Genomic DNA, 26,271 nt, shown 5'->3' with positions numbered 1-26,271 from the left:
CTTGCAGAGGCTGGACCGTATGAACACCTTCGCTCCCCTGGCGCCCGGCGCCCTCGGCATGGTGTTGGTCGGAAGCAGCGTCACCGTCTCGCGCTCCCTGGTCCACGCCCCGCTGTTCGCCACCCAGGCCGTCCGCTACGCGGCCGCCGCCCTGCTCCTGCTCGCCTTCGCCCGGGCCGCCCGGGTGCCGATCCTGCGTCCGCGGGGCCGGGAGTGGCTGTGGCTGGCCGGGATCGCGGCCACCGGGCTCGTGCTGTTCAACGTGGCCGTCGTCCGCGGGGTCGCGCATGCCGAACCGGCCGTCATCGCCGTCGCGGTGGCGTCCGCGCCGGTCCTGCTCGGCGTGCTCGGCCCGCTGCTGGAGGGCCGCCGGCCCAGCCGCCGGATCCTGGTCGCGGCCGTCGTGGTCGTCGCCGGGGCCGTCCTCGTCGAGGGGGCGGGCCGGACCGACGCCGCCGGGGTGGCCTGGGCCGCGCTCGCGCTGGCCTGCGAAGCCGCGTTCACGCTGCTCGCCGTACCCGTACTGCGGCGGCACGGTCCGTGGGGGGTCTCCGTCCACGCCGTATGGCTGGGGGCCGTGATGCTGGCGGTGCTCATGCTGACCGCCGAGCGTCCGGCCGATCTGCTCGCCCTCGGACCGGCCCGGTGGGCTGCCGCCGGGTACCTCGCCGTGATGGTCACCGCCGTGGCATTCCTCCTCTGGTACCGCACGGTGGCCGCCGTGGGCGCCGGCCGGGCCGGGCTGCTGACCGGGGTCGCGCCCCTCGCCGCGGCCGCCATCGGGGCCCTCTCCGGCGGCGGGATGCCGGGGCCGCCGGTCTGGCTCGGCCTGGTCGTGGTGGTCGCCGGGCTGGCCGTCGGGCTCCGCGCCCCGCGAGGAGGGACCGCAAGGACCGGGCCCCCGCGCGCCCTTGAGGGCGCCCGGCCCGGTGGATCACAATCCGCAGATGCCGACGCCCCCGTACAGCAGCCCTCCGTACAGCAGTTGGATGCGCTACTTCTCCCCCACCGCCAACCACCGCAGGCTCGGTCTGGTCTGCCTCGGCGTCGGGGTCCAGCAGGGCCTGCTGCCGGTGGTCGGACCCCGGGCCCTTGACCACCACGTCGCGGTGGTCGTCACCCGGGGGCGCGGCTGGTTCAGCCACGCCGGGCGCCCGCCGCAGCCGGTGACCGCGCCCGCCCTGCTGTGGCTGGTGCCCGGCGTGGAGCACCACTACGGCCCGGACCCGGAGACCGGCTGGGACGAGTGCTTCGTGGACTTCGCGGGCCGCAGCGTGGAGGCGTACACCGATCTCGGCTACGTGACCCCCGAGCGCCCGCTGGTGCCGCTGAGCGGGACGGAGGGCGTACGGCACGTGGTCGACGGGATCGTACGGGCCGCCCGGCGCGGCGGCCCGCTCCTGGAGGTGGAGGCGGCCGCGGCCGTGCACGGACAGCTCGTGGCGCTGCGCTACGCCCGTGCCGGGGTCTCCCGGCACGGGGACGCGGTGATGGACGCGCTGGCCCGGGACGCTCTGCTGCCGATCTCGGTGGCCGAGCACGCGGCCCGGCTCGGGATGCCCCTCCCCGAGTTGCGCGGGGCCGTCCGGCGCAGCACCGGGGAGGGGGTCAAGGAGTACCTGCTCGGGATCAGGCTCAGCCGGGCGAAGGAGCTGCCGGCCCGGACCGACCTGCCGGTCGCGGGGATCGCCCGGCGGGTCGGTTACGAGGATCCGGCGTATTTCAGCAGGCTCTTCAGCCGCCGGGTGGGCATGGCGCCCGTCCGCTTCCGCCGGCAGCAGTCGATGCCCCGGCCTCAGGGCCGATAGCCGATGTTGAGCTCCGCGACCGAGGTCCAGGGATGGCCGGTCACCTCCCGGGTGGCCTTGAGCTTGACGTAGCGCACGCTCCTGGCCGTGAACGACACGTCCTGCTGGGCAGCGGTGTTCGCGAAGGTGCCCGTCGCGGCGGCGGTCCCCCAGTTCACCCCGTCCGTGGACGTGAACACCTGGTAGTCGGCGATGTGGCCGTTGCTCTGCGGCTGCCGGGGCAGGCAGTGCAGCGCCGAGACGTCGTACGGGGCGCCCAGGTCGAGGGTGATCTCGTGCGGCATCGGCGCGGTGGCGGCGTACCACTCGGTGTGCCAGATGGTGGCGGCGTCGCCGTCCAGGATGTTGGCGGCGCCGCCGTTCTCACCGGCGGTCTCCTGGCTGTCTACGGCCTGCACCCTCATCTGCGCCTGTGGCACGAGGAGTTCACCGCCGCCGACCGGACCGAGGTCGTCGACGGCGAGGTCGTCCAGGATGAAGTCGGCCTCGTTGTGGGAGCCTTCGGCGGTGACCTTCCGGATGCCGATCCATGCGTCGGCCCCGGCGGTGAAGGTCCGGGTGAAGGTGGTGGCCGTCCGCGCCTGGTTCAGCGCGGTGGCCGTCTCGGTGCCGCCGGAGCCGGTGACGAAACGGTAGTCGCCGGAGAAGCCGTTCTCGTAGGCGAAGGCGACCTTGTAGGAGTGGCCGGGCGTGAGCCTGAGTGTCTGCGGGAGGGTGCGGTAGACCAGGCCCTGCCGTTCCTCGTGCGACTTGAGCGAGTTCTGCCCGGAGATCACGTCGTCGACCGGTTTGCCGTTCCAACCCGCTTGGGTGTACGGGGCGTTGCGCTGGGCGATGTGCGTGCGCGGGTCGGTGGCCGAGCCGCCGGCGCCGCCGAAGGCGAAGGGACCCCAGCCGGCGTCCCCGTTCTCGAAGTCCTCGGTGAACCAGTGGCCGGCGAGCGGGGTGCGGGCCGAGTGGACGACCCGTACGTCGTCCAGGTGGACCGTGCCGGAGCCGGCGGCCGCGGCCAGTTCGAGGGTGGCCGTGGACTGCCCGGCCGGTACGTCGAAGAGCACCTTCATGCGCTGCATCCCGGTGCCGTTCTTCTCGCTGCCGCCCAGGCTGTCGGTCAGCGTCGAGGAGTCGGCGTACACGGACGCGGCGGCGCCGCCGGCCGGATCGACGGTGAGGGTGTTCGCGCGGCCGGTCGGGGTGGAGACCCAGACGGAGGCGGCGTAGGTGCCGGGGGTGAGGCCGGTGAGCTGCTGGGCGACGGCGGGGGCGGTCCCGGCGGCCAGGGTGAGCTCGTTCTGGCCCAGGGCGTTGCGGGTGACGGCGGCGCCGGTCCCGGTCACGGTCCAGGCGTTCAGGTCGCCCGCGTAGAAGGAGGGGTCCTTGACCGGGGTGCCCTCGCCCCACTGCGGGTCGGTCTGCGCGGGTGCGGCGCCGTTGGTGACGACGTAGGCGGTCCTCGCGGTGGCGTTGATCGTGACCTGGCCTCCGGTGACGGCGAGGTCGCCGACCGGCTGCCGTCCGGTGTCGGTCAGTCGGTACAGCCTGGGCGCGGTCCAGCCGGTGGGCAGGGTCCAGGTGGTGGAGCCGCCCTTGTCGTTCCAGTGGTAGAGCTTCCCGTCGCGCGGGAGCAGGTGGCTGCCGCCGTCGAGGACGGTACGACCGTCGGTGGTGATCTTCCGGGCGCCGCCCGCGGTGGTGGCCGTGGTCCCGTTCGCGAGGGTGACCGTGTCGGAGGTCCACTTCACGATCGGGGACTCCTGGAGGTACTTGGTCGGCAGATTCACGGCGAAGGTGGTGTTCAGGAAGGCCGCGTAGTCCTTCTTGCCCTGCCAGCCCTCGTACGCGGTGAGTTCGGCGCCGCCGAGGAGCGGGTTCGCGGCGATCCAGTCGTCCTTCGCGTGATTGGCGATGAAGCGGGCGATGGTGGAGTTGATGCCCTTGAGGTCGCTGCCGCCGTAGTCGAGGTCGGCGGCCCAGTGGTGCCAGAGGGACTGCTCGGTCAGGGTGTTGGGGAACTCGGTGGCGAGCTGGAAGCCGAGTCCGCCGATCTCGCGCTGGAGCTTGCGCGACACGTACCCGTCCCCGTACCAGACGTCCACGTACAGGAAGTCGAGCCCGGGCGCGGCCGCCTTGAGGTCCTGGAGCCGCTTCAGCCGCTCGCCGGACCGGCCGTCCTTGCGCGTGTCCACGTAGTACGACTGGTCGAGCCAGTCCCAGCCCGCTCCCCCGCTCTGGTGTGCCGGGTCGAAGGTGGCGGAGACCGGGTACTCCTCGGTGGCGTTGATGTGGACGCCGAAGTCGGCGTCGTAGGCGTGTCCGGCCGTGGTGAGGGCGTTCAGGCCGGCCGCGCCGCCCAGCTTGGACCCGACGTTCTTGTAGTCCATGTGCGCGGAGTCGTGACCCTCGGAGGCGTACCCCTTGAGGAGGACGAACTGGCCGAGGCCGTCCGTGGCGAGGCTGACGCGCTTGGTCTCGTCGAGGGTCTCGGCGAAGGGGTGGGTGGCCTGGGAGGCGAAGTTGAAGGGGATGCGCTGTACGACCCGGTCGGCGGTCCGCTGCCAGCCGGTGGGCGGGGTCCAGATGTCGCGGTAGGCGACGGCGGCGTCCTGCCAGTCGACGGCTGCGTCGCCGTTGCGGTCCCCGGTGATCGCGATCCGTGCGTACGGGAGCGGCTCGGTGTCGGTGTCGGCGGCGCCCGCGGCCCGGTAGAGCCAGGCTCCGCTCCACAGTCCTGCGCGGCGGTAGGCCCCCTTGTCGGTGACCCGCTTGCTGATCCGGCCGTTGTCCCGGGCGGTGCCGCCGGAGGGCGTGTCGTAGAGGGAGTTGGAGTCGATGGCGGCCGCCAGCTTGGCGGTGTTGGCGAGCCCGTACATCACCGTCGTCGCGGCGGGGTCCACGGGGGTGCCCGCGGTGACGGGGGTGAAGGTGTCCCCGGTGCCGGTGGTGGCGGTGTACATGTTCGCGGTGGCCAGCGCGGCCCCGGGCTGGTCGCTGCGGACGCTGACGAGGGTGTGGTCGGGGATCGCGAGGGTGCGTACGCGCAGTGCGGCGGTGTCCTCGATCGCGGTGACCTTGAACTCCACGACCGGACCGGTCACCGAGAGACGGGATCTGATGGTCACCCCGGAGAAGGACAGCGCGTAGTCCACGGCGGAGGCCGAGGGCGTGGAGGTCACGGCGGGGGTGTGGGTGGTGCCGTTGACGACGATCGTGGAGAGGACGTCCTCGTTGCCGTTCAGGACGTCCCCGGTGGCCCGCCGGGTGTAGCCGACGACCCGGGGGAAGCCGCCGTCGACGCTCACGGACAGCTCGGGCGAGCTGATCGTCACGGGGGGCGCGGCGGCATCCGCGGCGGCTCTGCCGGTATCCCCGGCGGATGCCGCGGGGGCGGAGACGACCAGGGCGGCGAGGAGACCGGCGACCGCCGCTGCGGTCGGCCGGAGGGGGGTGCGCATCGGGCCTCCGGGGGTCGGTGCTTCCTGGGCGGAAGACCGCGCGGCACGGAGGCCCGCGGTCCGCTCACTGACCTGTCAGCTTGCGGACCGCGCCGCCGCAGGCCCATGGACAAAGCAGAGCGCCGTCCTGGACTTACGGAAGTGAATGAAGGGGATGGGGGGGGGGATGGTGGGATCAGGAGGCGGCAGGGGTGATCACTACGGCCGTCCCGTACGCGCACACCTCGGTCCCGACGTCGGCGGCCTCGGTCACGTCGAAGCGCATCATCAGGACCGCGTTCCCGCCGCGGGCCTTGGTCGCTTCGATGAGCCGTTGCATGGCCTGGTTGCGGGTCTCCACCAGGGTCTTGGTCAGGCCCTTCAGCTCGCCGCCGATCATCGACTTCAGGCCCGCGCCGATCTGGCTGCCGAGGTGGCGGGAGCGGACGGTGAGGCCGAAGACCTCGCCGATGACCTGCTCGACCCGGTACCCGGGAACGTCGTTCGTCGTCACGACCAGGACGCCGGTCTGCTGGACCCCCGGGCCGCCGCTGTAATCTTCGATTCCCATGGGAACCACTCTGGCCGCGGGCGCGGGCCCGCGCATCCGGAGGGGCCCGTTCCGGCCGCCCCGGGGAACGGCGTCCGTCCTTCAGAAGGAACCCGCTCGCTCCGACCCACGACCGGCGGCCGCCCCGGGCGCGAGACCCCCGGCCGCTCAGCCGACCGGGAGCCCTCCGGAGCCGAACCGGCGCCGCGCCGCGCGGATCAGGGCGACGCTCTCGTCATGGGAGGCCGCCGCGCCGCGCAGGTTCGTGAGGACGTTGCGGTAGTCGTCCAGGGCCCGCGGTCTGGTCACGTAGTTCGCGCCGTTGATGTGCTCCACGTACGCCAGCTCGGCGTGCTCCCCTTCGCGGAACCTCAGGTGGGTGACCGGGTAGGGCGGGGTGGCCCCGTAGGCACGGGCCATCGGGAGGATGCGGATGCCGACCTTGCCGGTTTCCCCGGCCCGCAGCAGGTGGGTCAGCTGCTCGTCCATCACGGCCGCGTTCCCGCAGCGGCGGTGCAGTACGCCTTCCTCCAGCAGGGCGGTCACCCGGGGCAGCGGACGGTTCATCAGCCGCAGCTGCCGTTCGGCGCGCAGTTCGACGACCCGCTCGACCTCCTCGTGGTCGGCGCCGGGCAGGACCGCCCGCACCATGTGCCGGGCGTAGGCGCGGGTCTGGAGGATGCCGGGGACGACGAGGTTCTCGTAGACGCAGATCTCCTCGGCGTCGCCCTCGCGCTCGATGAGGCGCTTGAGGAAATCGGGGATGACATCGCTGAACTGCTCGTACCATTCGCAGTCCCGCGCGTGCTCCAGGAGCCGTTCCATCGCGCGCATCTCGTCGGTGTCGACGCCGTAGTACCGGGCGAGGTCCCGTACGTCCCGCGGTCTCGGCGGGCTCTCGCCGCGCTCCAGCCGGCTGATCTTCGACACCGAACCGCGGATGACCGGTGCCACCTGCCGCAGGGTGAGGCCCCGGGCCTCACGGCATCTGCGCAGTTCCCGTCCCAGCAGGCGGTAGGCCGCCGCCCGGACCCGATCGCTGCCCATCGCTCCACCCCTCACGCTCTGGCCCGTACCGGGCCGTCATCCGGTCAGGTGATCGAATTCCGCGTCTTTGGCGCCGCGGAGGAACGCCTCGATCTCCGCGGCCGTGAACACCAGCGCCGGCCCGTCGGGAAAGCGCGAGTTCCGCATCGCCACGCCGCCGCCCGCCAGGGCGGCGACTTCCACGCAGTTGCCGTTGCCCACGCTGGCACTGCTCTTGACCCACACCACGCCGGGAATCTCGCTCGCCACCACGCCGTTGTTCGTCTGCATGATCGGACCCCTCCTCGTCGGACGCGCACGACCGCGCGAACCCGTGTGGGATCGCACGACGAGCACTGACAGAAATGCTAGCCAGATGTAGGGGACACCGGAGTCCCTCGAACGAGTGCCCCGGCTGCGCGATGTAGCTATGATCCGACCCCCGGCCCGAGGGGAACCTATTGGGCATTTCGGGCTAAACGGCGGTGAGTCACCGGGGCCAAACGCCCCGCCCTCGCCATAGTCGTCCCTGGTGACCGCCTGGTTGCCAACCCGGCCGCGACACATCTCGGCCGGGCGGGATGTCTTCGCAGAGGAGCCTGCACATGCAGAAGCCCACCAGGACCGTCCTCGCTCTCACCACCGGAAGCCTGGTGCTCGGCTTGGTCGGCGCGGGCATCGCCGTCGCGGACGAGGGTCCGACGGCCGACACGCCGTCGCAGGCGATCGTCGTTCTCGAGCCGGAAAACGACCAGTCCGGCACCTACCAGGACCAGAAGTACATCGTCGGCAAGGTCGTCTCGCGCGGCTCGCTGACGATCCGCAGCAGGCCCAGCACCCGCTCGAAGTCCGTGGGCCACCTGAAGCCCGGCCACAAGGTCGCGATCTTGTGCAAGTCGCACGGCGAGTCGATCGACGGCAACGACCTCTGGTACCGCCTCCACGTCAAGGAGGAGAAGGAGGAGCACGAGAAGCAGCCCATGAACGGGCAGGAGGTCTCGGACGAGTCGGGGAACAGGAACAGCAAGGACGGCAAGGACGGGAAGGACGGCCGCGACGGGAGGGACGGTCGGGACGGGAAGGACGGGAAAGACGGCCGGGACGGCAAGGACAGCAAGCACGGCAAGGGCGGCAAGGACGGCAAGGACAACAAGGACGGGAGGAACGGCAAGGACGGCCCGGACAGCAAGGACGGCAAGGACGGCAAGAAGGCCTGGATCTCCGCCCGTTACGTGAAGAACCTGGACCACGTGAAGTGGTGCGACTGACCCTTCCGGTCAGCCCGCCGGGCGTAGGGTACGCGGCCCCACACACTCCGCCCCGTACGCCCGGACCCGCTCGCGCAGTTCCCGGTCCGCCGTGACCACGACGCAGCCGCGCTCCGCGAAGGAGGCGGCCAGTTCCACGATCCGGTCGTCACCGCTCCCCGGCGCCGAGTCCACCCGTACTCCGGGCACGGACTCGACACCCCGGGCGGCGCCCTCGACGACGAGGATGATCTCCTCGATCGGCCCGATCTCCCCGCCGCCGGCCGGGTCCCGCTCCGCGAGGCGGTCGCGCAGCCGCTCGGCCGCGCCCCGCCGGTCCCGCCACCAGCCGTCCGGTACGGAACCGACGACGTTCGCGGCGTCCACGATCAACACGCTCATGCCCCCAGTATGGGGAAGCGGCAGCCGTGCGCTCCTAGAAGTCGCCGTAGTTGACCTGCCAGGTGGGCAGGCCCATCCGGCGCCAGACCGCCACCACCCGGTCCCGGTCGTCCAGGGAGACCCGCACCGCGTACCGGTGGCGTACGTGGGCGTCGAACAGCTCCGCCTTCACCACGTCGTCGCGGCGCGTGTCGCCGAGCGGCCGCATCCACAGCTCGTCGTAGGGCACCGCGTGCCGGTGCAGCCACGCCTCCGTCTGCGGCCGGTGCTCCTCGCCGCGCCCGGACAGCAGCACGATGGTGTCGCCGTCGGCGCGCCGGAAGGCGTCCAGCGCGTACCGCACCGGCTCGTTCAGCGCGTCGATCTCGCAGCGCGAGAAGTCGTACGGGCTGCGGTCGCCGGTGAGCGCGAGCGTGCCGTCGATGTCGCACATCACCGCGGAGGGCAGCGCCGGGTCGGCCACGTACGGCTCGACCACGGGCTGGTCGTTCAGCCACTCCGCGGTGAGCCGCCAGCCGCCCTTCTTGGTGCTCATGCGCTTGTCGTTCAATATCCGGATGATCTCCTCGCCGACCGGCCGCTCCCGCGCGGCGTCCCGGCGCAGGCACTCCTCGACCGGCACGTCGGTGAAGTCGTGCACCACGAAGGTCGCGCGCCCGGCCACCGCCGCCTTGAGCCGTTTGGGGATGTGCGAGGTCAGGTGGGTGTTGTCGACGACCACGTCGAAACCGTCCTCGACGGCCGCGCGCACGGCCGCGTCCTGCACGGCCAGGACGGTCTGCTCGTGCCGGTACGAGCGGCCGCGCTCCGGGTCGGGCAGGTCGAGCATGGCCCGCAGGTCGTCCAGGTTGACGCGGCGCATCCGGCCCGCGGCCTCGGCCTGCAGGGCGCGCGCGGCCGTCGTCTTCCCCGAGGCCGGCAACCCCGTCATGACGTGGACGACGGGGCGGGCGGGGTCTTCGGACACTGGTCAGTTCTCCTCATCGGTGGTGAAGGGGTCGGACGCCTCCGGCCGCACGTGCCGCCATACGGCGAGCTCGGTGGGCCGGCCGTCCAGGCGCAGGAACATCGCGGGGCGGATCCAGCGGTCGGGCAGGGACTTCACGGCGCGCGCGAACGCGCCCCGGTCGCCCGCCAGGTGGGCGAGCTCCGCGTACGCCGCGTCGATGGCGCGCTCGCGCCGCGCCGCCGCGTCCTCGAGGCGGGCGACCACCTCGCGCACCCAGGTGTCGAACTCGTCGGGCACCTGCTGCAGCAGCGTCTCGAGCGGCTTGCCGCCCGAGGCCTCGATGTCGGCGGCGGTGCAGTTCAGGCCCTGCGCCAGTTCCTTGGCGGGCAGGCCGGCGAACCGCTCGACGCCGTGGGCGCGCCAGATGTCCCGCTCGGTGACTCCGGTGACCAGCTTGTGGAGGCGTACGTACTCGGACAGCTTGGCCTTCGCGCGCACGCCGGAGGCGAACCGCAGCACGAAGCCCTCGGCGTCGGTGCCCGCGGCGTTCTCGCCGCCGGGCAGCGTGTTCGACTCGGCCAGCGCCAGCAGTTCGGCGAGCGGCATGGCGGGCCACACCGTGACGACGGACCCGATGCCCCGCCAGTGGCCGGCGGCCTCGTCGAGCGGGACCTCGGTGGTGTCCGGGCCGAACGCGGCGAGGAGCACCAGGTCCCGGCGGTCGCCGTAGTCGACGACGATGCGGTTCTGCGGGTACAGGATCTCCGCGAGGTAGGTCACGCCGGGGACGAGGGCCGAGGTGTCGCGGCCGTCGAGGTGGCGCTGGCCCCAGGTGGCCTGGGTGCTGATGAAGGATCCCTTGGACGCGACGCGCCAGCGTCCCGCGTAGTGGAAGACCACCGCGAGGCTGCCGTCGACCTTGTCGTACACCTCGAACGGCTCGTCGGGCAGGGCCGGTGCGTACGGCCGGCCGGCCTCGTGCTCGCCGACGTTGAAGAACTTCGGCAGCGGCAGCGCGACGATCGCGCCGGTGGCGTCGTCGGCGACGAGTCCGCGGCAGCGCATCGTCACCCGGTTCCACACCTGCTCGTACTGTGCCGTCCGCGTGTACGTGTAGATGGACAGCGGCAGTTCGGGGTGCGACTTGCGGGTCACGTGCCCGGCGTCGATGACGGCCGCCAGCTCCTGCTGCGGCAGCAGGTCGTGCAGGGTCGGGTAGGCCTGGTTCTGGCCCATGGGTTCCTCCCGGTTCGAGATGGCTCATTCTCACGTGCGGGAGGGGTGGCCCGGTACCGAATTATCGCTGGTCCGGAGGGCTCTGGCCCAGCCGGTTGATGTCCTGGGGCCGCAGGATCCGGGTGCGGACACCGGCGTCGGGCGTGGCGACGGCGATCATCGCGCGGCCCAGGGCCTCGGTGGTGGTGACGAGGTTCGGCGCGATGCGGCGCAGCAGCGGGAAGAGCGGTGCGGGGACCACGTAGCCGGCCCGGTAGAGGAGGGTCTTGGAGGGCATGCCGCGAACGGGCTGCACCAGGCCGGGGCGGAACATGTAGGCCTGGAACGGCAGCTGGAGCAGGTCGTTCTCGGTCCGCCCCTTGACGCGGGCCCACATGGTGCGGCTCTGCTCGGTGCTGTCGGTGCCCTCGCCGGAGACGTACGTGAAGGTCAGGCGCGGGTTGGCGGCGGCGAGCGGGCGGGCCGCGGCGAGGGTGAGGTCGTGGGTGACGCGGCGGTACTCCTGCTCCCTCATGCCGACGGCGGAGACGCCGAGGCAGAAGAAGCAGGCGTCGAAGGAGGCCAGGTCCAGATCCGGGGCGGAGAGGTCGGCCGGGTCGTCCTGGATGCGTTCGCGCAGTTTGGGGTGGGAGACGCCGAGCGGGGTGCGGCCGACGGAGAGCACGGCCGTGACGGAGTCGTCGCGCAGGCATTCGCGCAGAACACCCCGCCCGATCATTCCGGTGCCGCCGAAGAGGATGACGTTCACATGGGCAGCCTAGGCCTCAGTGCGAGACGCAGAGTTCATTGCCCTCCGGATCGGCGAGCGTGGTCCAGGTGTACGGGCCCTGGCTGCTGTCGTGGAGGTGCCGGGCGCCCTTGGCGATCAGCCGCTCGACGACTTCGTGCGGGTTGTCGGAGCCGGTGCGGACGTCCAGGTGGACGCGGTTCTTGACCGTCTTGGGCTCGGGGACGAACTGGAAGAGGACGCGGGGTGCGCGCTCGATCCCCTCGGGGTGGCGGATGGCGGCGCCGGCCTTCCAGACGAGGGCTCCGCGGTGGGTGGTGGTGTCCTCTTCGCGGGCCTGGCCCTCGGCGACCATCTTGCGGATGAACTCCTCGTCGGTGGGCTCCACTTCCCAGCCGAGGGCCTCGGCCCACCAGTCGGCGAGGGGGTGCGGGGAGGCGGAATCGATGGTCACCTGGAACGTATATGCCATGGAGGGGACCCTACTGAGGGCCACTGACAGTCGCCGGGGAAGGCGTCCCGGGATGACGGGTCGTTCCGTCGGTGCCGCCCGTTCGGCGGGTACGGTTTGCGCCGTAAGTCCCTTTCGGAACGAGGTTGGCGCATGGAATTCGGCCATGTGGGGCGGGTGGTCATCGCCGACGACGAACCGGTCGTCCGCAGGGGACTGCGGACGACCGTCGAGTCGACGGGGGAATTCCACGTGGTGGCCGAGGCCGGGGACGGGCGCGGGGCCGTGGAGGCCGTACGGGCGCACCTGCCGGACATCCTGCTGCTGGACCTCCGCATGCCGCGGATGAACGGCGCCGAGGTCACGGCGGCGCTGCGCGCACCGGGACCGGAACCTGAGCCGGAACGGGAACCGGATGCCGCGGAGGCGGCCGCGCACATCGTCCTCCTGACGGGCTTCGGGCTCGACGCGGACGTGGAGCGGGCCCTGGCCCTCGGCGCGGACGCCTTCCTCCCCAAGGACACCCCGCGCGAGGAACTCCTCGCCGCCCTGCGCGCCGTACGGGACGGTGACGCCGTGCTGTCCCCGCAGGTGCTCCGGCAGGTCCTGGACGCCTCGCGGCCCCCGCCAGCGACGCGGCGCGAGGAGGCGCGGGCGCGGCTGGGCGCCCTGCCGCCGCGGGAGGCCGAGGTGCTGGGACTGGTCGCCGAGGGGCTGTCGAACGGGGAGATCGGGGAGCGGCTGGGTACGGCGCCGGACGCGGTGCAGCGCCTGGTCGGCCGGATGCTGGCCGAACTGGGCGCCGCGAACCGGGTACAGCTCGCGCTGCTGGCCCGCGCCGCCGGGCCCGGGGCGCCGGGCCCGGCCCGGTGACGGCCGGCGCCGCCGGGCGCGGGATCCTGCACCGGCTGGCCGGGCTGCTCTTCCCGCCGGGGCCGCAGGGCGGGAGCGGGCCGCACGGGGTGCTGCCGGCGCTGCTGGTCGCGCTGACCTTCGTGAGCGGGGTGGTCGACGCGGTGAGCTACCTCGGGCTCGATCACACCTTCGTCGCGAACATGACCGGCAATGTGGCCTTCCTGGGGTTCGCGCTCGCCGGGGACCGCCAGCTGTCGGCCACCGCCTCCCTGCTGGCGCTCGGCGCCTTCCTCGCCGGGGCGACCGCCGCCGGACGGCTGCGCCGCGGCCGGGAGCCGGCGCGGACGTTCGCGCCGCTGGTCTCGGCACAGGCGGTACTGGTGGCAGGGGCGCTCGCCCTGTCGGCGGGCGGGGCCGGGGCGCTGCCGGTCGTGGGACTGCTCGCGCTCGGCATGGGCCTGCAGAACGCCGTCGTGCACGGGCTGGGCGTGCCCGATCTGACCACCACCGTGGTCACCCGGACGCTGACGGGCCTGGCCGCCGACCCGTGGGACCGGGCCGGCGTACGGAGGGTTGTCTCGGTGGCGGTCCTGTTCTGCGGCGCCCTGGCGGGCGGGCTGCTGACGATCCACCACGGATCGCGCTGGGCCCTGGCTCTGGCGGTGGCCCTGCTCCTCGGGATCGCCCTGGCGGGCGGCCCGAGGGCGGCCGAGCCCCGCCGCCGTCCTCCGACGGGAGCGGGGCCGCCGTGATGCGGGCGGGGGCGGCCCGGTCGGTGACCGGGCCGGCCGCTCAGCCTTCCCGGTACAGCGCGTCGAGCAGTTCGTCGGCCCAGGCGGTGCTGTAGTCGTCCAGCCGCGGGAGGCCGCCCTCGTAGGGGGAGCCCGTCCACTGGAACGTGGCGCCGGGGTTGTGCGAGGCGTAGCCGCCCTCGGCGAAGAGGTGCGGGCTGCCCTGGATCTGCGGCCCTTCGGCGGTCCGCCACTGCGCGTACACCTCGGCACGTCCGCTGCCCCGGGCCAGTGCCTCCGCCAGCGCCTTGGCGTCGACGTGCTCGCACTGCTCGGCGAGGTCGAGGATCACCGCGTGGACGCTGATGCACTTGCTGTCGGAGTAGAACGCCCGCCGCAGTGCCTCGTCCAGCTCGTCGCTGCCCCGCAGCCCGCCTATCGCGGGGTCCTTCGCGGCCTGGATGGCTTCGAGGGCCGGCAGGGTCGTCACCGGGTAGGTGTGCGCCGGGCCGTCCCACATGCGCCAGCCGAGCTCGGGCAGACGGGCGGCGATCGCCATGATCTCCGGGTCCACGATGAACTTGGGGGTGGGCTCGCGGTTGAACAGCTCCAGCGGGAAGGCCCGGTGGTCGATGAGCAGCGGCAGGGACCGGCGCCGGGCCGCGGCGCGCAGCGTCTGCAGGGAGAGGGTCGCCCAGGGGCAGCCGACGTCCGACCAGACGGTCACCGTCGGGGTATCTGTTGTTGTCACCATGTCAAATCCTTCTCAGAGCTCGACGCGGACGTCGTATTCGGTCACCCAGGTGTTGAACTCGATGAGCCGCTCCAGCACGGCGCGGGCGCTCCAGGGGCCGCCGACGGCGTAGGAGCCGACCGGCCGGTCGAGCAGCTTGCGGATGTCCGCCTCCGAGACGAGCCGGAACACCGGGGCACCCTCGACGAGGATGCCTTCGACCTGCTCGCGCAGGGCGATCTCGTACCGGCGGTCCTGGGTGGAGGGGTACGGGTTCTTCTTGCGGTCGAGCACCGTGTCGGGCAGGACTTCGCGCATCGCCGCGCGCAGCAGGCTCTTCTCCCGGCCGTCGAAGCTCTTCATCGCCCACGGGGTGTTGTAGACGTACTCGACGAGGCGGTGGTCGGTGAAGGGGACGCGCACCTCCAGGCTGGCCGCCATGCTCATGCGGTCCTTGCGGTCCAGCAGGAAGTTCTCCCAGCGGGTGAGGTTGAGGTACGTCCGCTCGCGCATCCGCTCCTCGAGGCCGCTCTCGCCCTCCAGCCGGGGCACCTCCGCCAGGGCCTGGGTGTAGCGGTCCTTCACGTACTCGGTGAGCCCGAGCCTGTCCCACAGGCCGACGTCGCGCAGCGCGCCCATGCCGCCGAGCTTCTCGAAGGGGTGGTGCCAGGGGAAGCTGTCCAGCTCGACGGCTTCCTTGTCGTGGAACCAGGTGTAGCCGCCGAAGAGTTCGTCCGCCGCCTCGCCGGAGAGCGCTACGGTCATCCGCTCCTTCAGCGCACGGCACAGGATGAGCAGCGAGTACTCCATGTCGCCGGTGGAGACCGGCAGGTCCTGGGCGCGCAGCACGGTGGCGCGCACCTCGGGGTCGAGGATGTCCTCGTTCTCGAGCTCGACGATGATGTGCTCGGCGCCGACGCGCTTCGCGACCTCGACCGCGAACGGGGTGTCCGGGTCGGCCCACTGCATGTTGGTTTCGAAGCGGTTGTCGTGGCCGGTGAAGTCCACGGAGAAGACGCGGAGGGGCTGTTCGACGCCCTGCTTGGCGAGGGCCCTGGCGGCGAGCGCGGTCACCGCGCTGGAGTCGAGGCCTCCGGAGAGCAGCGTGCCGACGGTGACGTCCGCGACGAGCTGGCGCTCGACGATGTCCTCGAGCAGATCGCGGACGGTGGCGATCGTCGTGTCGAGGTCGTCGGTGTGCGGTGTGGCCTTGAGCTCCCAGTACTTCGTGGTGCTGCGGCCCTCGCGGGTGAAGCGCACGGTCGTGGCGGGGACGACCTCGTACATGCCTCGGAAGACCGCGTGTCCGGGGGTCTTGACGATGCTGAAGATCTCCTTCAGCCCCTCGGGGTCCACCACGGCCTCGACTTCCGGGTGGGCCAGGATCGCCTTCGCCTCGGAGCCGAAGAGCACGCCGTCGGCGGTCGGGTAGTAGTAGAGCGGCTTGACGCCCATCCGGTCGCGGACGAGGAGCAGTTCCTCGGTGCGCGGGTCCCAGATCACGAACGCGTAGATGCCGTTGAGGCGCTCCGCGAAATCGGCGCCCCACTCCAGGTAGGAGCGCAGGACGACCTCGGTGTCGCTGGAGGAGCGGAACTCGTGTCCGAGCGCGCGCAGTTCCTCGCGCAGCTCCTGGAAGTTGTAGACCTCGCCGGTGTAGGTGATGACCGGCTGCGTGTCGTCGTCCTCGGCGGCGGCCATGGGCTGCCGGCCGCCCTCCAGGTCGATGATCGCCAGGCGGCGGTGGCCGAGTATCGCGCGGGGCGAGGTCCACAGACCGCCCGCGTCCGGGCCGCGGCACTCCATGGTGCACGTCATGGCCGACGCGATGTCCGAGTGCGCCGTCAGATCGCGCTGAAAGCTGACCCATCCGGCAAGGCCGCACATAGGTGATCGGTTCCTCTCGGTGAAGGGGGAAGGACCAGGTGACCAGGTGACCTTGGCCGACTCCGCAGAGTGTCGTGCGGCCCGGACCCCGGGTCCAGCGGGCCCGGTTCAGTTCGTCAGGTGGCTCCGGCCTCCCGGGCCGCGAGGGGAGGGCACGGGCCCGGCGGCCCGCCGAACCACCGAACCGCCGACCTGACACAGGGCTCCCCCGTCGGTTGCCGCGGCCCGTGCGCGGACGCACATTCCATGGAGTGACACCCACGCCTCTCGACATCGATTCCCCGGCCGCAAGGCTTCCCGTACGCGCGCCCGGGCGCCCGCCTTCCCTCCTGGTGACCGCGGTCTACGAGTTCGCGCTCACCACCGGCATGCTGTTCACCGTGGTCACGGCCGCCCGCTGGTTGGCGGGACCCGGCTCCCCGCTCTCCGGCCTGGTGCCCACCGCGCGCGGCCAACTGGTGGTGATGGGGCTGCTGGTCGGCACGGTCGTCACCGCCGTGCTCGGGCCCTCCATGCGCCGGGAGACCGCCGGCCATCTCAATCCCGCGGTCAGCATCGGCCTGTGGCTGCTGCGCGTCTTCCCCGGGAAGGCGGTGCTGCCCTTCGTCGTGGCGCAGCTGGCCGGCTCCCTGTGCGGGGTCGCGCTGGCACGGCTGGTGTGGGGCGACGCGGCCGCCGCGATCGGCGACGCCGCGCTGGCCCCCGGGCCCGGCTGGGGCGCCGGACCCGTGTTCCTGGCCGAGGCGGGGTCCATGGCCGCGATGATGCTGATCGTGGCCTGGTCCGGCACCCGCCCTGCGCTGCTGCGCCTGCTGCCGCCGGTCATGGGCGCCTGTGTCGCGGCCGTCATCATTTTCCTCGGGCCGTACTCCGGCGGTGGCGGGAACCCCGCGCGGCAGTTCGGGCCGGCCCTGGTCTCCGGTACGACCGGCCTGCTGTGGGTCTACCTGCTCGCTCCCGTCGCCGGATCGCTCCTCGCGGGCGCGGTGTCGGCGCTGGTGCGCCGGCGCCGCTGAACCCGTAGGGGCGCACCGCCGGAACCCGTAGGGGCGGTCACCGGTCCGGAACCGGTGACCGCCCCTCTGCCTTGCCCGCCGGCCGTACGGCGCCGGGGCGGGCGCGGCCTCCTCAGCCGAAGTCCGCCCCGTGGAGCCAGGCGACCTCGTCGTACATCTCCTCGGCCGACAGGGAGGTCAGCAACGCGTTGCGCTCGCGCGCCAGCTCGCCCGCCGGGTGGTACAGCCGGCGGCCGATCTCACGGGCGACCAGCTGGGTCCGGGCCGTACGCTCGCGGCGCGCCGCGCTGTACTTCTCCAGCCGCTGGACGACGGTGTCCTCACAGCAGTCCAGCGACTCGGCGAGGACCACCGCGTCCTCCAGTGCCTGGCAGGCACCCTGGGCCGCGTACTGCAGCATCGGGTGCGCCGCGTCGCCGAGCAGTGCCACGCGCCCGTCGGTCCACACGTCGACCGGATCGCGGTCGCACAGCACCCATGACTTCCAGTCCCGGCCGAGCTCCAGCAGCCGCCGCGCCGTCTCGCCCAGCTCCGGGAACATGGCGAGCACGTCCTCGCGTTCGGCCGGCTGACCGACGACGGCCACCTGCGTGCCGTCGTCCCGGGTCGCGGCCAGGTTCAGGAACGCGCCGCCGCCGATCGGATAGTGGACGAAGTGCCACTTGGGGCCCGCCCACAGGGTCACGGTGTTCCACCGCAGCTCTTCGGGCACCTGCTCCACCGGGACCACCGTGCGGTAGATCGTGTGCCCGGAGACCCTCGGGTCCCCGTCGCCGACCAGCTGGCGCCGTACCGCCGAGCGGATGCCGTCGGCCCCGATCAGCGCCGCTCCGGTGAGCCGCTCTCCGTCGGCCAGTACGGCGGTCACCTCGCCCGAGCCCTGGCCGCGCTGCTCGTACCCCACCACCGATCTGCCGCCGCGCAGTTCGATCCGCGGGTGTCTGCGGCAGGCTTCGAGCAGCGGCTCGTACACGTCGCAGCGCTGCACGACCGCGTAGGGATTGCCGAAGCGGGTGCGGTAGTCGCAGGTCAGCGGCATCGAGGCGATCGGCTCGTCCGTGGTGCCGTCCATGAGTCGCAGTTCGTCGATGTAGACCGCCCGGTCGCGGACCTGTGCGCCCACGCCGAGCAGGTCGAGCGCGTGGAAGGCGTTGGGGCCGAGCTGGATGCCCGCGCCGAGTTCGGTGAACGCCTCCCTGCGCTCCAGAACGGTCACCCGGTGGCCGCGGCCCGCGAGCCCGAGCGCCGCGGCGAGTCCGCCGATGCCTCCGCCGGCGATGAGTATGTTCGCCATCTGTGGTTCACATCCTTTGTGTTGTCGTGTGTTCGAGGAAGAGCCGGCGGAGTGTGCCGGGCGCCGGTGAGGGCCGTGGCGATCCGGTCGTCGCGGGGGCGGGAGATTCCGGCGCCGTCGGGCCGCCGTGGATCGTTGGGGGGCGTCGGCGAGCGGCGTGCCGGGGTCTGCCACCGGCCCCGCGGCCGGGGACGGTGGTGACCGCCCTGCCCGCCCTGTCCGCCCTGCCCGCCCCCGAGCCCGGCACGGTGGCATCGCGCCGTGTCACCGCGGCTGCCGCGAGGACGTACGACGTGGTGGAGGCGTCCGGTGCGTTCGTCAGATCCGCCGCCGGGTACCCGGCGGGCGCAGCCCTGACGGTGCGTCCGGCACCCGGCCCGCGCAGGGCCGCGGGAAGCGCGCGGCGCTCCCCGCGTCGCCGCGCCGCACGCGAGTGGTCGGCGCGACAGCCGACGTCGTCATGCCCGGCCACTGACCCGGAAGAGCAGGCACGCGGCCGGCGTCGGGCTCATGGCCCTCGGTGGGGTCCTCACGGTTCTGGTCAGGGCTCCTCGGCTGGAGTGCGGAACGGGGGAAGCTCGCGGCCACCCTCCAATGACCTGCGCGGGCGCGCGCAGGGCGCCGGGAGCACTTCGTCAGGTGCCGCGGACGGCGTCACGAAGCCGTCAGGTGCGCGGCGCGTCAGGGGCTGTGGGTGCGCCTGCCGGGGTGGGTGGCGACGAGTGCGACGAAGGTCAGCAGCCAGGCGCCCACCGCGATCCACAGGAGCACCTCGCCCAGCGGGCGCAGCCGGCCCACCCCGGTGGGGGCGGCCGCCGAGAGGCAGGCGGTGGCCGTCATCCCGAGGGGGAAGACGGTCGCCCAGCGCCGGATGTCGTAGTGCGGCCGCCATTGGCGCAGCTCGGCGGCGAGCAGGAGCACGTACCAGCCGAGGGACAGGGCGAGCGTCACCAGCGTGGCGATGCGCAGCGCCGTGTGCGCCGGACCGGTCCATACGGGTGACGCCGTGAGCTTCGATCCGGCCAGTGCCGAGATGGCGAGCGCGCCGCCCGCCACCCAGTGGTCGCCCGCGCCCCGCAGCACCTCGCGGAAGTCGAAGCGCAGGAGGGCCACCGCGTACAGCAGCAGTCCGAGGCAGAAGGCGCCGAGCGCCGCCCGGGCGAGCCAGTCGCGGTGGACGGCGGCGGCCAGGGTCGCCGCCAGGACGGCGAGCCCCTGGGTGGCGACGCAGACGAGGAACGCGGCGCCGGGCATCCGCCGTTTCCAGTGCCGTACGACGGTGATCAGCAGTCCGGGCCAGAGCACGGCCGCCAGCACCAGCAGGGCGGCGGCGACGCCCTGCCACCCCAGCAGGGAGATCCGGGTGCCGAGCACGGTCGTGGCGGCCACGGCCGTCAGGGCGGCCGGGGTGTCGGCCTCGGCCTCGAAGCGGCCCCGGTCGGCCACGAGCCGGGTGGTGAAGTCGGCGGCGAGTACGAGCCACAGCGCGGCGGAGAGGACCAGTGCGGCCAGGGACAGCCCGTCGAACCCGGTCAGGTGCAGGCCGACGGAGAGGATGCCGGCGGCCATGACGGCGGCGCCCGCGGCCGGGGGGAGCCCCGTCCACCACCGGCGGCCGGGCAGGGGGAACACCTGCTTCACCCTGCCAGCGGACACCGTGCGGCCGCGGCCCGCGAACGCGGTGGGCCACCCGGTCCAAGGCAGGTGCACGGCGCCCGTGCCTTGACTTCCCGAGGGCGCTGCCCAACCCTCTGCGCTCATGGGACAGCTCGACGGCAAGGTCGCGGTGATCACGGGCGGGTCCGCCGGCATCGGACTGGCGACGGCGCACCGGTTCGTACGGGAGGGCGCCCGGGTGTTCGTCACGGGGCGCCGCGAGACCGAACTCGCCTCCGCGGTAGCAGAGTTGGGGAGCGGAGCGGTCGGGGTGCCGGGCGATGTCACCCGGTCGGCGGACCTGGAGCGGCTGTACGACGCGGTCGCGGCCGAAGGCAGGCCGATCGACGTCCTGGTGACCAACGCGGGCGGTGGGAAGGCCGGCGGCGTCGCCGAGTTCACCGAGGAGCAGTTCGACCTCGTCTCGGACCTGAACTTCCGCGCGACCTTCTTCACCGTGCAGCGGGCGCTGCCGCTGTTCGGGGAGCGCGGTTCGGTCATCCTGGTCGGTTCGACCGCGGGCTCGTCGGGCTCCACCCGTTTCGGCGTCTACGGCGCCACGAAGGCGGCCGTCCGGTCGATGGCGCGCAGCATGGCGCTGGAGCTGGCGGGGCGCGGGATCCGGGTGAACGCGCTCAGCCCGGGCCCGATCGACACCCCGGCGCTGTCACGGGCGCCCGCCGCGATCCTGGAGGAGGTCACCTCCGGGGTCCCGCTGGGCCGGACCGGGCGCCCGGAGGAAGTGGCCGCGGCGGCGCTGTTCCTCGCCTCGGAGGAGAGCAGCTACGTCACGGGCATCGAGCTGTTCGTGGACGGCGGAGCCGCCCAGGTCTGACCGGCCCGCACCGGCGCCCTAGGCTCGGGGCATGCGCATCGTCTCCCTGCTTCCCGCCGCCACCGACATCGTGGCCGAGCTCGGTCTGGCCGCCGATCTGGTGGGCCGTACGCACGAGTGCGACTGGCCGCCGGGCGCCGTGGCCGGGGTGCCGGTGGTGACCGCCGCCGAGTTCTCCTCCGACGCGCTGAGCAGCCGGGAGATCTCGGAGGCGGTCGGCGGAGCCGCGCACAGCGGGTCCTCCCTCTACACGCTCGACATCGGGGCGCTCGGCGCCCTCGCACCCGATGTGGTCCTGACCCAGGACCTCTGCGACGTCTGCGCGGTCTCGTACGCGGGGGTGAGCCGGGCGGTGCGCGTACTGGACGGCGGGCCCCGCGTGCTCAGCCTCGAACCGCGCACCCTGGGCGACGTACTGGACTGCCTGGTCACCGTGGGCGACCTGGTCGGCGTACGGGAGGCCGCGACGGAGCGCCAGGCCGCGCTCGCCGCCCGGCTGGAGGCCGTACGGGCCCGGACGGCGGGCCGGACGCGGCCGCGGGTGGTCGCCGTCGAGTGGCTGGATCCGCTCTGGCCGGCCGGGCACTGGGTGCCGGAGCAGATCGCGGCCGCGGGCGGCGAGGCGCTGATCGCCGCGCCGGGCGAGCACACCCGGCCCATGGAGTGGGAGGCGGTCCGGGCGGCCCGCCCGGACGTGCTGCTCCTGCTGCCCTGCGGGTTCGGCCCGGAGCGCACCGTACGGGAGCGGGAGCTGCTGACCTCGCTTCCGGGCTGGGCGGAGCTGCCCGCGGTACGGGCCGGGGAGGTGTGGGTGCTGGACGGGCCGGCGTACTTCAACCGGCCGGGGCCGCGGGTCGTGCGCGGGGCGGAGGTCCTGGCGCACGTCCTGCACGGGGTCGCGGTGGGCGATCCCGTGACCGCGGCGGAGGCGTTCCGGCTCGACGACGGGACGTGATCAGGCAGTCCCGGGGTCCGGGCGGGCCGTGGTGAGCGTGAACATGGCGCCCTCGGGATCGCGGAGGTTGACCCAGCGGTCGGTGGCGCTCGACATGATCGTCGACAGCGTCGCACCGCCGGAGGCCGCAGCCGCCTCGATGGCCTCGTCGAGGTCCGGGACACGGAAGTAGACGTGCCAGCGGGGTCTGGACTCCGGCGCGTGCGCCGAGGCCTCGGTGATCCCGCCGTTCAGGCGGGCGACGGGTTCGCCCGCCTGTCGCAGGACGACCTGGTCGTCCTCGTACGAGACCTCGCAGCACCCGGGGCGGCCGGTGGCCCACTCCAGCACCCCGCCGTAGAAGATCGCCGCTTCGAAGGCGTCCCTGGTGCGCAGCTCCAGCCAGGCGGGTGCCGGACCGCGGCCCACGCGCCAGTCGGCGGACACGCCGCCCGCCCAGATCCCGAAGACCGCGCCGTCCCGGTCGGCGACCAGCGCACCGCGGCCGCCGGAGGGGAAGGAGACCGGGCCGACCGCGACGGTGCCGCTGCGCTCGCGGATCCGGTCCGCGGCCTCGTCGGCGTCGTCGACGGCGAAGTACGGGGTCCACGCCGCGGCGACCGGCAGGTCTGCCGTCAGCGTGCCGATCCCGGCCACCGGCACCCCGTCCAGGTGGGCGACGGTCCAGCCCGCGCCCAGCCGGGCGGGCCGGAACTTCCAGCCGAGGACCGCGCCGTAGAACTGCTGGGTTCCCTGGAGATCGCGGGCCATCAGGCTGACCCAGCACGGCGCGCCGAAGACCTCCCTCGTAGAAATCTCCACCGCACGCTCCGTCCCTCGTCCAGCCCATCGTCCCGTCGGGGCCGTCGCCCCGCACGTCGGCCCGTACGTCGGCCCGTACGTCGGCCCGGCGTATCGGAATCTCCGTCCCGGCCTGCTCGACGGCCGCTCAGCCTGCTCAGCGGCCGCTCCCGGCGCCCTGCCCGGCGATCAGATCGGTGAGGGCGGCCATCCCGCCGTCCGCGAGGGCCCGGCGCTGCCGGTCCGCGGGCGTGCCCTCCTGGAGCAGCCGGTGCAGCAGAGCGCCGACCTCGCGCTGGTCCCCGGCCTCCTCCAGGGCGGGCGTGATGTGCCGCATCAGCAGCCACAGCACGTCGCCGGCGCTGCGCCGGGAGCCCAGCGGGTCCATCAGCACGCCGTCCAGGCCGTGCCTGGCCGCGTGCCACACGGCCGCCTGGAGCAGCTCGGGCGGGCAGCTGACGCACGGGACTCCCGCCTTCTCCTCGGCGATCGCGGTGCTGACCAGCGCGCGGACGATCCCGGTGAGCAGCACCGCGTCGGTGGCGTCCAGCTGCACGTCGAGGCAGCGCACCTCCAGCGTGGGGTAGCGCTCGGACAGTCTGGCCTGCCAGTAGAGCTGGCCCCGGTCTGCGATCAGGCCCGTCTCCACCAGCGCGTCGGCGCGCTCCTCGTAGTCCGCGAGCGTCCGGAAGGACGGTGGCGGGCCGCTGACCGGCCAGCGGCCGAAGACGATCGTGCGCCAGCTGGCGAATCCCGTGTCGCGCCCGTCCCACAGCGGCGAGTTCGCCGACATGGCCAGCAGCGTCGGCAGCCAGACCCGCAACCGGTTGAGGACCGCCACGCCCATCTCCCGGTCGGGCACCCCGACGTGCACGTGCATGCCGTTGATCAGCTGCTCGTCGACGAGGCGGCGGGCTTCCTCCTGCATCCGGAGGTAGCGGGGCTTGCGGGTGACCGGCACCGGCACCGCGTCCCGCAGCGGGGCCGTGGCGGAGGCGGCGAGGAGGCAGCCGAGCTCCTCGGCGGCGGAACCGACCGCGTGCCGCAGCCGCAGCAGGTGGCCGGCTACCTCTTCCAGGTCGGTGCAGACGGGCGTGGCGACCTCGATCTGGGCCTGGAGCAGCTCGTTCTGCACCTCGCCGGCGTCCGCGTACGGCCCGAGCCCGGCCGCGACCCGCACCTCCTCCGCCCGGGACACGGGCAGATGGGTGACCGGATCCAGCAGTACGTACTCCTCCTCGACCCCGACCGTGATCATGTCGCGTCGGACTCCTGCCTCGAGTTCTGAAGCCCCGGCACCCACGGCGGCGGTCCGCCCTCGGTCTCCCTTGTCCTGCGCCTGCCCGGCGGGGGCCGCCTCGTGCAGGGTCGGTGGTCCCGCTCCGGGCCCGGCATTCGGCGCTTCCTTCGGGCGAATCCGGCTCCGGGTCCGTGGGCTGCCGAGTCCAGCGTGGCAGTTCACAGGGAAACGCACCATCTGGCCACCGGCAGAGGCGGTACATGACCAGGAGATCCGCAGGAGGGCCGGCGTCCCGCCCGGACGGGGCGCGTACGGGTGCCCCGCGCTCCCGGGTGACCGTCCGGCGCGCCCGGGCCCGCGGCGGCCGGCCGGGCGTACGGCCGGTCGACCGGCCGTACGCGTCCGTGTCGCCCCCGCTTCGGACGGCCGCGGCGTACTGCTGGCGGCTGCTGGTGGTCGGCGCGGTCGTGTACACGGTGTTCATGGTGCTGGGACGGTTCCACGAGCTCGCCGTGGCCGTCTTCCTCGGTCTGGTCGGTACCGCGCTGCTGCGCCCGGTGGCCGATCTCCTGGCCCGCTGGATCCCCCGCTCCCTCGCCGTGGCCTGCTCGCTCCTCGGCAGCGTCGTGCTCGCGCTGGGGGCGCTCGCCTTCGTCGGGGAGACGGTCGCCGCGGGGTGGGATTCGCTGGTGGCGGAGTTCCGGGCGGGCCTGGACCGGTTGGAGCCCTTGCTGGAGCGCCCGCCGCTGCGGCTGAGCCCTCATGCGCTGAGCGATCTGCGGGACCGGATCGGCGACTACCTCTCCAGCCATCGCACGAGCCTGCTCAGCACGGCCGTGAGCGGCGCCGGGCGGCTGGTGCAGGCCCTGACCGTGGTGGCGCTGTCGGTGTTCTGCTCGGTCTTCTTCATCTACTCCGGCGACCGGCAGTGGCGCTGGGTGTGCTCCCAGTTCCCGAAGGGGGCGCAGCAGCGCATCTCGGTCGCGGGGCGGGCCGCGTGGCGGACGTTCACCGGGTACACCCACGGGATCGTGCTGGTGGCGGCGACCAACGCCGTCCTCGTGGGGGTGGCGCTCCACCTCCTGGGCGTTCCACTGGCGGTGCCGCTCGCGCTGCTGGAGTTCTTCGCCGCCTTCGTCCCGCTGATCGGTTCCCCGGTCGCCCTCGCGGTGGCCGTGGTGGTGGCGCTGGCGGCCAAGGGGCCGCTGGTCGCCGCGCTCGTGGTCGCCCTGATCGTGATCATCGGGCAGATCGAGGGGCATGTGCTGCACCCGATGCTGATGAGCTGGGCGGTGCGGCTGCACCCGGTGGTCGTAGCCCTGTCGGTGGTCGCGGGTGCTATCGCCGCGGGCGTGCTGGGCGCGGTGGTCGCGGTACCGCTGGTCTCGGTGGTCTGGGCGGTCCGCCAGTCGCTGCGGTCCCCGGAAGCAGGGCTCTGAGCTGCGCTTCCCCACATGAGCGGCTTCAGTCCCGCCAGAAGGGGGTATATCCACCGAGGACAGCTCACGAGACGGCCGTGCCGCATCCGAGTCGGCGCGACCACCCGTCGGAGGAGCCGAGATGGCGTACGCAGATGTCACCGAAAGCATTCCGCAGGACACGCTGAGTGTGAGCACCGGCGAGGCCCGAACGCTGTCGGGGGCACTGTTCCACCGGCTGCGGAGCCTCGACGAGGGGAGCGCGGCGTACTCGTACGTGCGCAACACCCTGGTCGAGCTCAATCTCAGCCTGGTGAAGTACGCCGCCCGCCGGTTCCGCGGCCGCAGCGAGCCGATGGAGGACATCGTCCAGGTCGGGACGATCGGCCTGATCAAGGCGATCAACCGGTTCGACCCGGACCGGGGGGTGGAGTTCACGACCTTCGCGATGCCGACCATCGTCGGCGAGATCAAGCGGTTCTTCCGCGACACCAGCTGGGCTGTCAAGGTGCCCCGGCGGCTCCAGGAGCTGCGGATCGACGCCGCGAAGGCGCACGACACGCTGGAGCAGGACCTGGGCCGCGAGCCCACGGACGCCGAGCTGGCGGGGCGGCTGCACGTCACTCCCGAGGAGCTCGTGGAGGGCCAGAAGGCGGCGCACGCGTACTCCGCGCGCTCCCTGGACGCACCGGCGCAGGATGACGGCGACCACAACGCGTACGCCGACCGGCCCTCGCTCGGCGCGGAGGAGACGGCGTACGACACGATCGAGTGCCTGGAGTCGCTGAAACCGCTCCTGGCCGAGTTGCCCGAGCGGGAGCGCACGCTGCTCTCGCTGCGCTTCGGCGACGGGCTGACGCAGTCCGAGATCGGCGAACGGCTGGGGCTGTCGCAGATGCACGTCTCGCGGCTGCTCAACCGGACGCTGACCGCCCTGCGGACGAGCCTCCTGGAGGATCCGCCGGAGGAGTCCGCGCGAGCGTGAGCGGCGGCCGCGCTTCCGCCCGGATCCGGCCGTTCGCAGGCGACGGGGGTGCTCGGGGC

The 26,271-nt window shown here is 73.0% G+C and carries 25 protein-coding genes; 10 read left to right on the top strand and 15 right to left on the bottom strand.

The genetic code is table 11. The features are described 5' to 3' along the window. Positions 1 to 19 precede the first annotated feature (19 nt). Together ACFXGI_RS15350 and ACFXGI_RS15345 are read left to right on the top strand one after the other, a co-directional pair. A complete protein-coding gene (locus ACFXGI_RS15350) occupies positions 20 to 1,096 on the top strand; it encodes an EamA family transporter (protein WP_384706140.1) in 1,077 nt (358 codons plus the stop codon). After that, on the top strand, positions 990 to 1,808 hold the full coding sequence (locus ACFXGI_RS15345; RefSeq protein ID WP_384706138.1) for a helix-turn-helix domain-containing protein: 819 nt from the start codon (positions 990 to 992) through the stop codon (positions 1,806 to 1,808). The genes ACFXGI_RS15350 and ACFXGI_RS15345 overlap by 107 nt, the downstream gene beginning before the upstream one ends. Here the strand turns inward: ACFXGI_RS15345 and ACFXGI_RS15340 are convergent. From ACFXGI_RS15340 to ACFXGI_RS15325, 4 genes are all read right to left on the bottom strand, one after another. Further along, a complete protein-coding gene (locus ACFXGI_RS15340; protein WP_384706136.1) occupies positions 1,796 to 5,260 on the bottom strand; it encodes an endo-alpha-N-acetylgalactosaminidase family protein in 3,465 nt (1,154 codons plus the stop codon). The genes ACFXGI_RS15345 and ACFXGI_RS15340 overlap by 13 nt on opposite strands. 175 nt (positions 5,261 to 5,435) lie before the next feature. Then, a complete protein-coding gene (locus ACFXGI_RS15335) occupies positions 5,436 to 5,810 on the bottom strand; it encodes a YbjQ family protein (RefSeq protein WP_384706134.1) in 375 nt (124 codons plus the stop codon). Between the two features lie 147 nt (positions 5,811 to 5,957). Next, positions 5,958 to 6,836, bottom strand: coding sequence for a helix-turn-helix domain-containing protein (locus ACFXGI_RS15330; RefSeq protein WP_384706132.1), 879 nt, complete (start codon positions 6,834 to 6,836; stop codon positions 5,958 to 5,960). 36 nt (positions 6,837 to 6,872) lie between these two features. Continuing rightward, positions 6,873 to 7,106, bottom strand: coding sequence for a DUF397 domain-containing protein (locus ACFXGI_RS15325; RefSeq protein ID WP_384706130.1), 234 nt, complete (start codon positions 7,104 to 7,106; stop codon positions 6,873 to 6,875). 314 nt (positions 7,107 to 7,420) lie between these two features. On the opposite strand from ACFXGI_RS15325, the gene ACFXGI_RS15320 reads away from it, so the two are divergent. Beyond that, positions 7,421 to 8,083, top strand: coding sequence for an SH3 domain-containing protein (locus ACFXGI_RS15320; RefSeq protein ID WP_384706128.1), 663 nt, complete (start codon positions 7,421 to 7,423; stop codon positions 8,081 to 8,083). A 9-nt stretch (positions 8,084 to 8,092) separates the two neighbouring features. Here ACFXGI_RS15320 and ACFXGI_RS15315 read toward each other — a convergent pair whose 3' ends face one another. The 5 genes from ACFXGI_RS15315 to ACFXGI_RS15295 form a co-directional block, all read right to left on the bottom strand. Next, positions 8,093 to 8,464 carry an NTP pyrophosphohydrolase gene (locus tag ACFXGI_RS15315; RefSeq protein WP_384706126.1) on the bottom strand — a complete coding sequence of 124 codons (372 nt, stop codon included), beginning with the start codon at positions 8,462 to 8,464 and terminating at the stop codon, positions 8,093 to 8,095. Between the two features lie 34 nt (positions 8,465 to 8,498). Then, a complete protein-coding gene (locus tag ACFXGI_RS15310; RefSeq protein ID WP_384706124.1) occupies positions 8,499 to 9,431 on the bottom strand; it encodes an AAA family ATPase in 933 nt (310 codons plus the stop codon). A 3-nt stretch (positions 9,432 to 9,434) separates the two neighbouring features. After that, on the bottom strand, positions 9,435 to 10,649 hold the full coding sequence (locus tag ACFXGI_RS15305) for an RNA ligase (RefSeq protein WP_384706122.1): 1,215 nt from the start codon (positions 10,647 to 10,649) through the stop codon (positions 9,435 to 9,437). Between the two features lie 61 nt (positions 10,650 to 10,710). Next, on the bottom strand, positions 10,711 to 11,397 hold the full coding sequence (locus ACFXGI_RS15300; RefSeq protein ID WP_384706120.1) for an epimerase: 687 nt from the start codon (positions 11,395 to 11,397) through the stop codon (positions 10,711 to 10,713). 16 nt (positions 11,398 to 11,413) lie between these two features. Continuing rightward, positions 11,414 to 11,848, bottom strand: coding sequence for a VOC family protein (locus ACFXGI_RS15295; protein ID WP_384706118.1), 435 nt, complete (start codon positions 11,846 to 11,848; stop codon positions 11,414 to 11,416). A gap of 132 nt (positions 11,849 to 11,980) precedes the next feature. Between ACFXGI_RS15295 and ACFXGI_RS15290 the strand changes: the two genes are divergently transcribed. Together ACFXGI_RS15290 and ACFXGI_RS15285 are read left to right on the top strand one after the other, a co-directional pair. Further along, the gene (locus tag ACFXGI_RS15290; RefSeq protein ID WP_384706116.1) at positions 11,981 to 12,700 is read left to right on the top strand and encodes a response regulator; all 720 of its coding nucleotides are present in this window, start codon (positions 11,981 to 11,983) and stop codon (positions 12,698 to 12,700) included. After that, entirely contained in the window at positions 12,697 to 13,434 is a 738-nt protein-coding gene (locus tag ACFXGI_RS15285; protein ID WP_384706114.1) for a YoaK family protein, read from the top strand. Before ACFXGI_RS15290 ends, ACFXGI_RS15285 begins: the two co-directional genes overlap by 4 nt. 40 nt (positions 13,435 to 13,474) lie before the next feature. Here ACFXGI_RS15285 and ACFXGI_RS15280 read toward each other — a convergent pair whose 3' ends face one another. Together ACFXGI_RS15280 and asnB are read right to left on the bottom strand one after the other, a co-directional pair. Beyond that, positions 13,475 to 14,167 carry a DsbA family protein gene (locus ACFXGI_RS15280; RefSeq protein ID WP_384706112.1) on the bottom strand — a complete coding sequence of 231 codons (693 nt, stop codon included), beginning with the start codon at positions 14,165 to 14,167 and terminating at the stop codon, positions 13,475 to 13,477. A gap of 12 nt (positions 14,168 to 14,179) precedes the next feature. Beyond that, a complete protein-coding gene (asnB, locus tag ACFXGI_RS15275; protein WP_384706110.1) occupies positions 14,180 to 16,033 on the bottom strand; it encodes an asparagine synthase (glutamine-hydrolyzing) in 1,854 nt (617 codons plus the stop codon). A gap of 251 nt (positions 16,034 to 16,284) precedes the next feature. On the opposite strand from asnB, the gene ACFXGI_RS15270 reads away from it, so the two are divergent. Then, on the top strand, positions 16,285 to 17,049 hold the full coding sequence (locus ACFXGI_RS15270; RefSeq protein WP_384706108.1) for an MIP/aquaporin family protein: 765 nt from the start codon (positions 16,285 to 16,287) through the stop codon (positions 17,047 to 17,049). 112 nt (positions 17,050 to 17,161) lie between these two features. On the opposite strand, the gene ACFXGI_RS15265 is transcribed toward ACFXGI_RS15270, so the two are convergent. After that, a complete protein-coding gene (locus ACFXGI_RS15265) occupies positions 17,162 to 18,343 on the bottom strand; it encodes a 3-hydroxybenzoate 6-monooxygenase (RefSeq protein WP_384706106.1) in 1,182 nt (393 codons plus the stop codon). A 681-nt stretch (positions 18,344 to 19,024) separates the two neighbouring features. Further along, complete coding sequence (locus ACFXGI_RS15260; protein WP_384706104.1) at positions 19,025 to 19,984, bottom strand: tellurite resistance/C4-dicarboxylate transporter family protein; 960 nt, start codon at positions 19,982 to 19,984, stop codon at positions 19,025 to 19,027. A 118-nt stretch (positions 19,985 to 20,102) separates the two neighbouring features. On the opposite strand from ACFXGI_RS15260, the gene ACFXGI_RS15255 reads away from it, so the two are divergent. Next, on the top strand, positions 20,103 to 20,834 hold the full coding sequence (locus tag ACFXGI_RS15255) for an SDR family NAD(P)-dependent oxidoreductase (RefSeq protein ID WP_384706102.1): 732 nt from the start codon (positions 20,103 to 20,105) through the stop codon (positions 20,832 to 20,834). A 31-nt stretch (positions 20,835 to 20,865) separates the two neighbouring features. Next, the gene (locus ACFXGI_RS15250) at positions 20,866 to 21,789 is read left to right on the top strand and encodes a cobalamin-binding protein (RefSeq protein WP_384706100.1); all 924 of its coding nucleotides are present in this window, start codon (positions 20,866 to 20,868) and stop codon (positions 21,787 to 21,789) included. On the opposite strand, the gene ACFXGI_RS15245 is transcribed toward ACFXGI_RS15250, so the two are convergent. Further along, positions 21,790 to 22,539, bottom strand: coding sequence for a VOC family protein (locus tag ACFXGI_RS15245; protein WP_384706280.1), 750 nt, complete (start codon positions 22,537 to 22,539; stop codon positions 21,790 to 21,792). A 187-nt stretch (positions 22,540 to 22,726) separates the two neighbouring features. After that, positions 22,727 to 23,827, bottom strand: a complete 1,101-nt coding sequence (locus tag ACFXGI_RS15240) for a glutamate--cysteine ligase (protein WP_384706098.1) — start codon at positions 23,825 to 23,827, stop codon at positions 22,727 to 22,729. Between the two features lie 242 nt (positions 23,828 to 24,069). Between ACFXGI_RS15240 and ACFXGI_RS15235 the strand changes: the two genes are divergently transcribed. Then, positions 24,070 to 25,248: an AI-2E family transporter gene (locus ACFXGI_RS15235; RefSeq protein ID WP_384706096.1), complete on the top strand. Its 1,179-nt coding sequence runs from the start codon at positions 24,070 to 24,072 to the stop codon at positions 25,246 to 25,248. 121 nt (positions 25,249 to 25,369) lie between these two features. Then, the gene (locus ACFXGI_RS15230; RefSeq protein ID WP_384706094.1) at positions 25,370 to 26,212 is read left to right on the top strand and encodes an RNA polymerase sigma factor SigF; all 843 of its coding nucleotides are present in this window, start codon (positions 25,370 to 25,372) and stop codon (positions 26,210 to 26,212) included. The last annotated feature ends 59 nt before the right edge of the window (positions 26,213 to 26,271 follow it).

Origin of the sequence: Streptomyces sp. NPDC059355 (assembly GCF_042752335.1) — a bacterium.
GTDB lineage: Bacteria > Actinomycetota > Actinomycetes > Streptomycetales > Streptomycetaceae > Streptomyces.
Note: the sequence above shows the minus strand (reverse complement) of the source record. Positions and strands in the feature narration are given on the sequence as shown.

Bases quoted from the DNA above. Each gene is read 5' to 3' on its own strand.
- ACFXGI_RS15255 (WP_384706102.1), top strand. From the start codon at position 20,103: ATGGGACAGCTCGACGGCAAGGTCGCGGTGATCACGGGCGGGTCCGCC.
- ACFXGI_RS15250 (WP_384706100.1), top strand. From the start codon at position 20,866: ATGCGCATCGTCTCCCTGCTTCCCGCCGCCACCGACATCGTGGCCGAG.
- ACFXGI_RS15230 (WP_384706094.1), top strand. From the start codon at position 25,370: ATGGCGTACGCAGATGTCACCGAAAGCATTCCGCAGGACACGCTGAGT.
- ACFXGI_RS15295 (WP_384706118.1), bottom strand. From the start codon at position 11,848: ATGGCATATACGTTCCAGGTGACCATCGATTCCGCCTCCCCGCACCCC.
- ACFXGI_RS15345 (WP_384706138.1), top strand. From the start codon at position 990: ATGCGCTACTTCTCCCCCACCGCCAACCACCGCAGGCTCGGTCTGGTC.
- ACFXGI_RS15280 (WP_384706112.1), bottom strand. From the start codon at position 14,167: ATGGTGACAACAACAGATACCCCGACGGTGACCGTCTGGTCGGACGTC.
- ACFXGI_RS15235 (WP_384706096.1), top strand. From the start codon at position 24,070: ATGACCAGGAGATCCGCAGGAGGGCCGGCGTCCCGCCCGGACGGGGCG.
- ACFXGI_RS15350 (WP_384706140.1), top strand. From the start codon at position 20: ATGAACACCTTCGCTCCCCTGGCGCCCGGCGCCCTCGGCATGGTGTTG.
- asnB (WP_384706110.1), bottom strand. From the start codon at position 16,033: ATGTGCGGCCTTGCCGGATGGGTCAGCTTTCAGCGCGATCTGACGGCG.
- ACFXGI_RS15305 (WP_384706122.1), bottom strand. From the start codon at position 10,649: ATGGGCCAGAACCAGGCCTACCCGACCCTGCACGACCTGCTGCCGCAG.
- ACFXGI_RS15330 (WP_384706132.1), bottom strand. From the start codon at position 6,836: ATGGGCAGCGATCGGGTCCGGGCGGCGGCCTACCGCCTGCTGGGACGG.
- ACFXGI_RS15240 (WP_384706098.1), bottom strand. From the start codon at position 23,827: ATGATCACGGTCGGGGTCGAGGAGGAGTACGTACTGCTGGATCCGGTC.
- ACFXGI_RS15245 (WP_384706280.1), bottom strand. From the start codon at position 22,539: ATGGCCCGCGATCTCCAGGGAACCCAGCAGTTCTACGGCGCGGTCCTC.
- ACFXGI_RS15290 (WP_384706116.1), top strand. From the start codon at position 11,981: ATGGAATTCGGCCATGTGGGGCGGGTGGTCATCGCCGACGACGAACCG.
- ACFXGI_RS15315 (WP_384706126.1), bottom strand. From the start codon at position 8,464: ATGAGCGTGTTGATCGTGGACGCCGCGAACGTCGTCGGTTCCGTACCG.
- ACFXGI_RS15320 (WP_384706128.1), top strand. From the start codon at position 7,421: ATGCAGAAGCCCACCAGGACCGTCCTCGCTCTCACCACCGGAAGCCTG.
- ACFXGI_RS15325 (WP_384706130.1), bottom strand. From the start codon at position 7,106: ATGCAGACGAACAACGGCGTGGTGGCGAGCGAGATTCCCGGCGTGGTG.
- ACFXGI_RS15340 (WP_384706136.1), bottom strand. From the start codon at position 5,260: ATGCGCACCCCCCTCCGGCCGACCGCAGCGGCGGTCGCCGGTCTCCTC.
- ACFXGI_RS15335 (WP_384706134.1), bottom strand. From the start codon at position 5,810: ATGGGAATCGAAGATTACAGCGGCGGCCCGGGGGTCCAGCAGACCGGC.
- ACFXGI_RS15265 (WP_384706106.1), bottom strand. From the start codon at position 18,343: ATGGCGAACATACTCATCGCCGGCGGAGGCATCGGCGGACTCGCCGCG.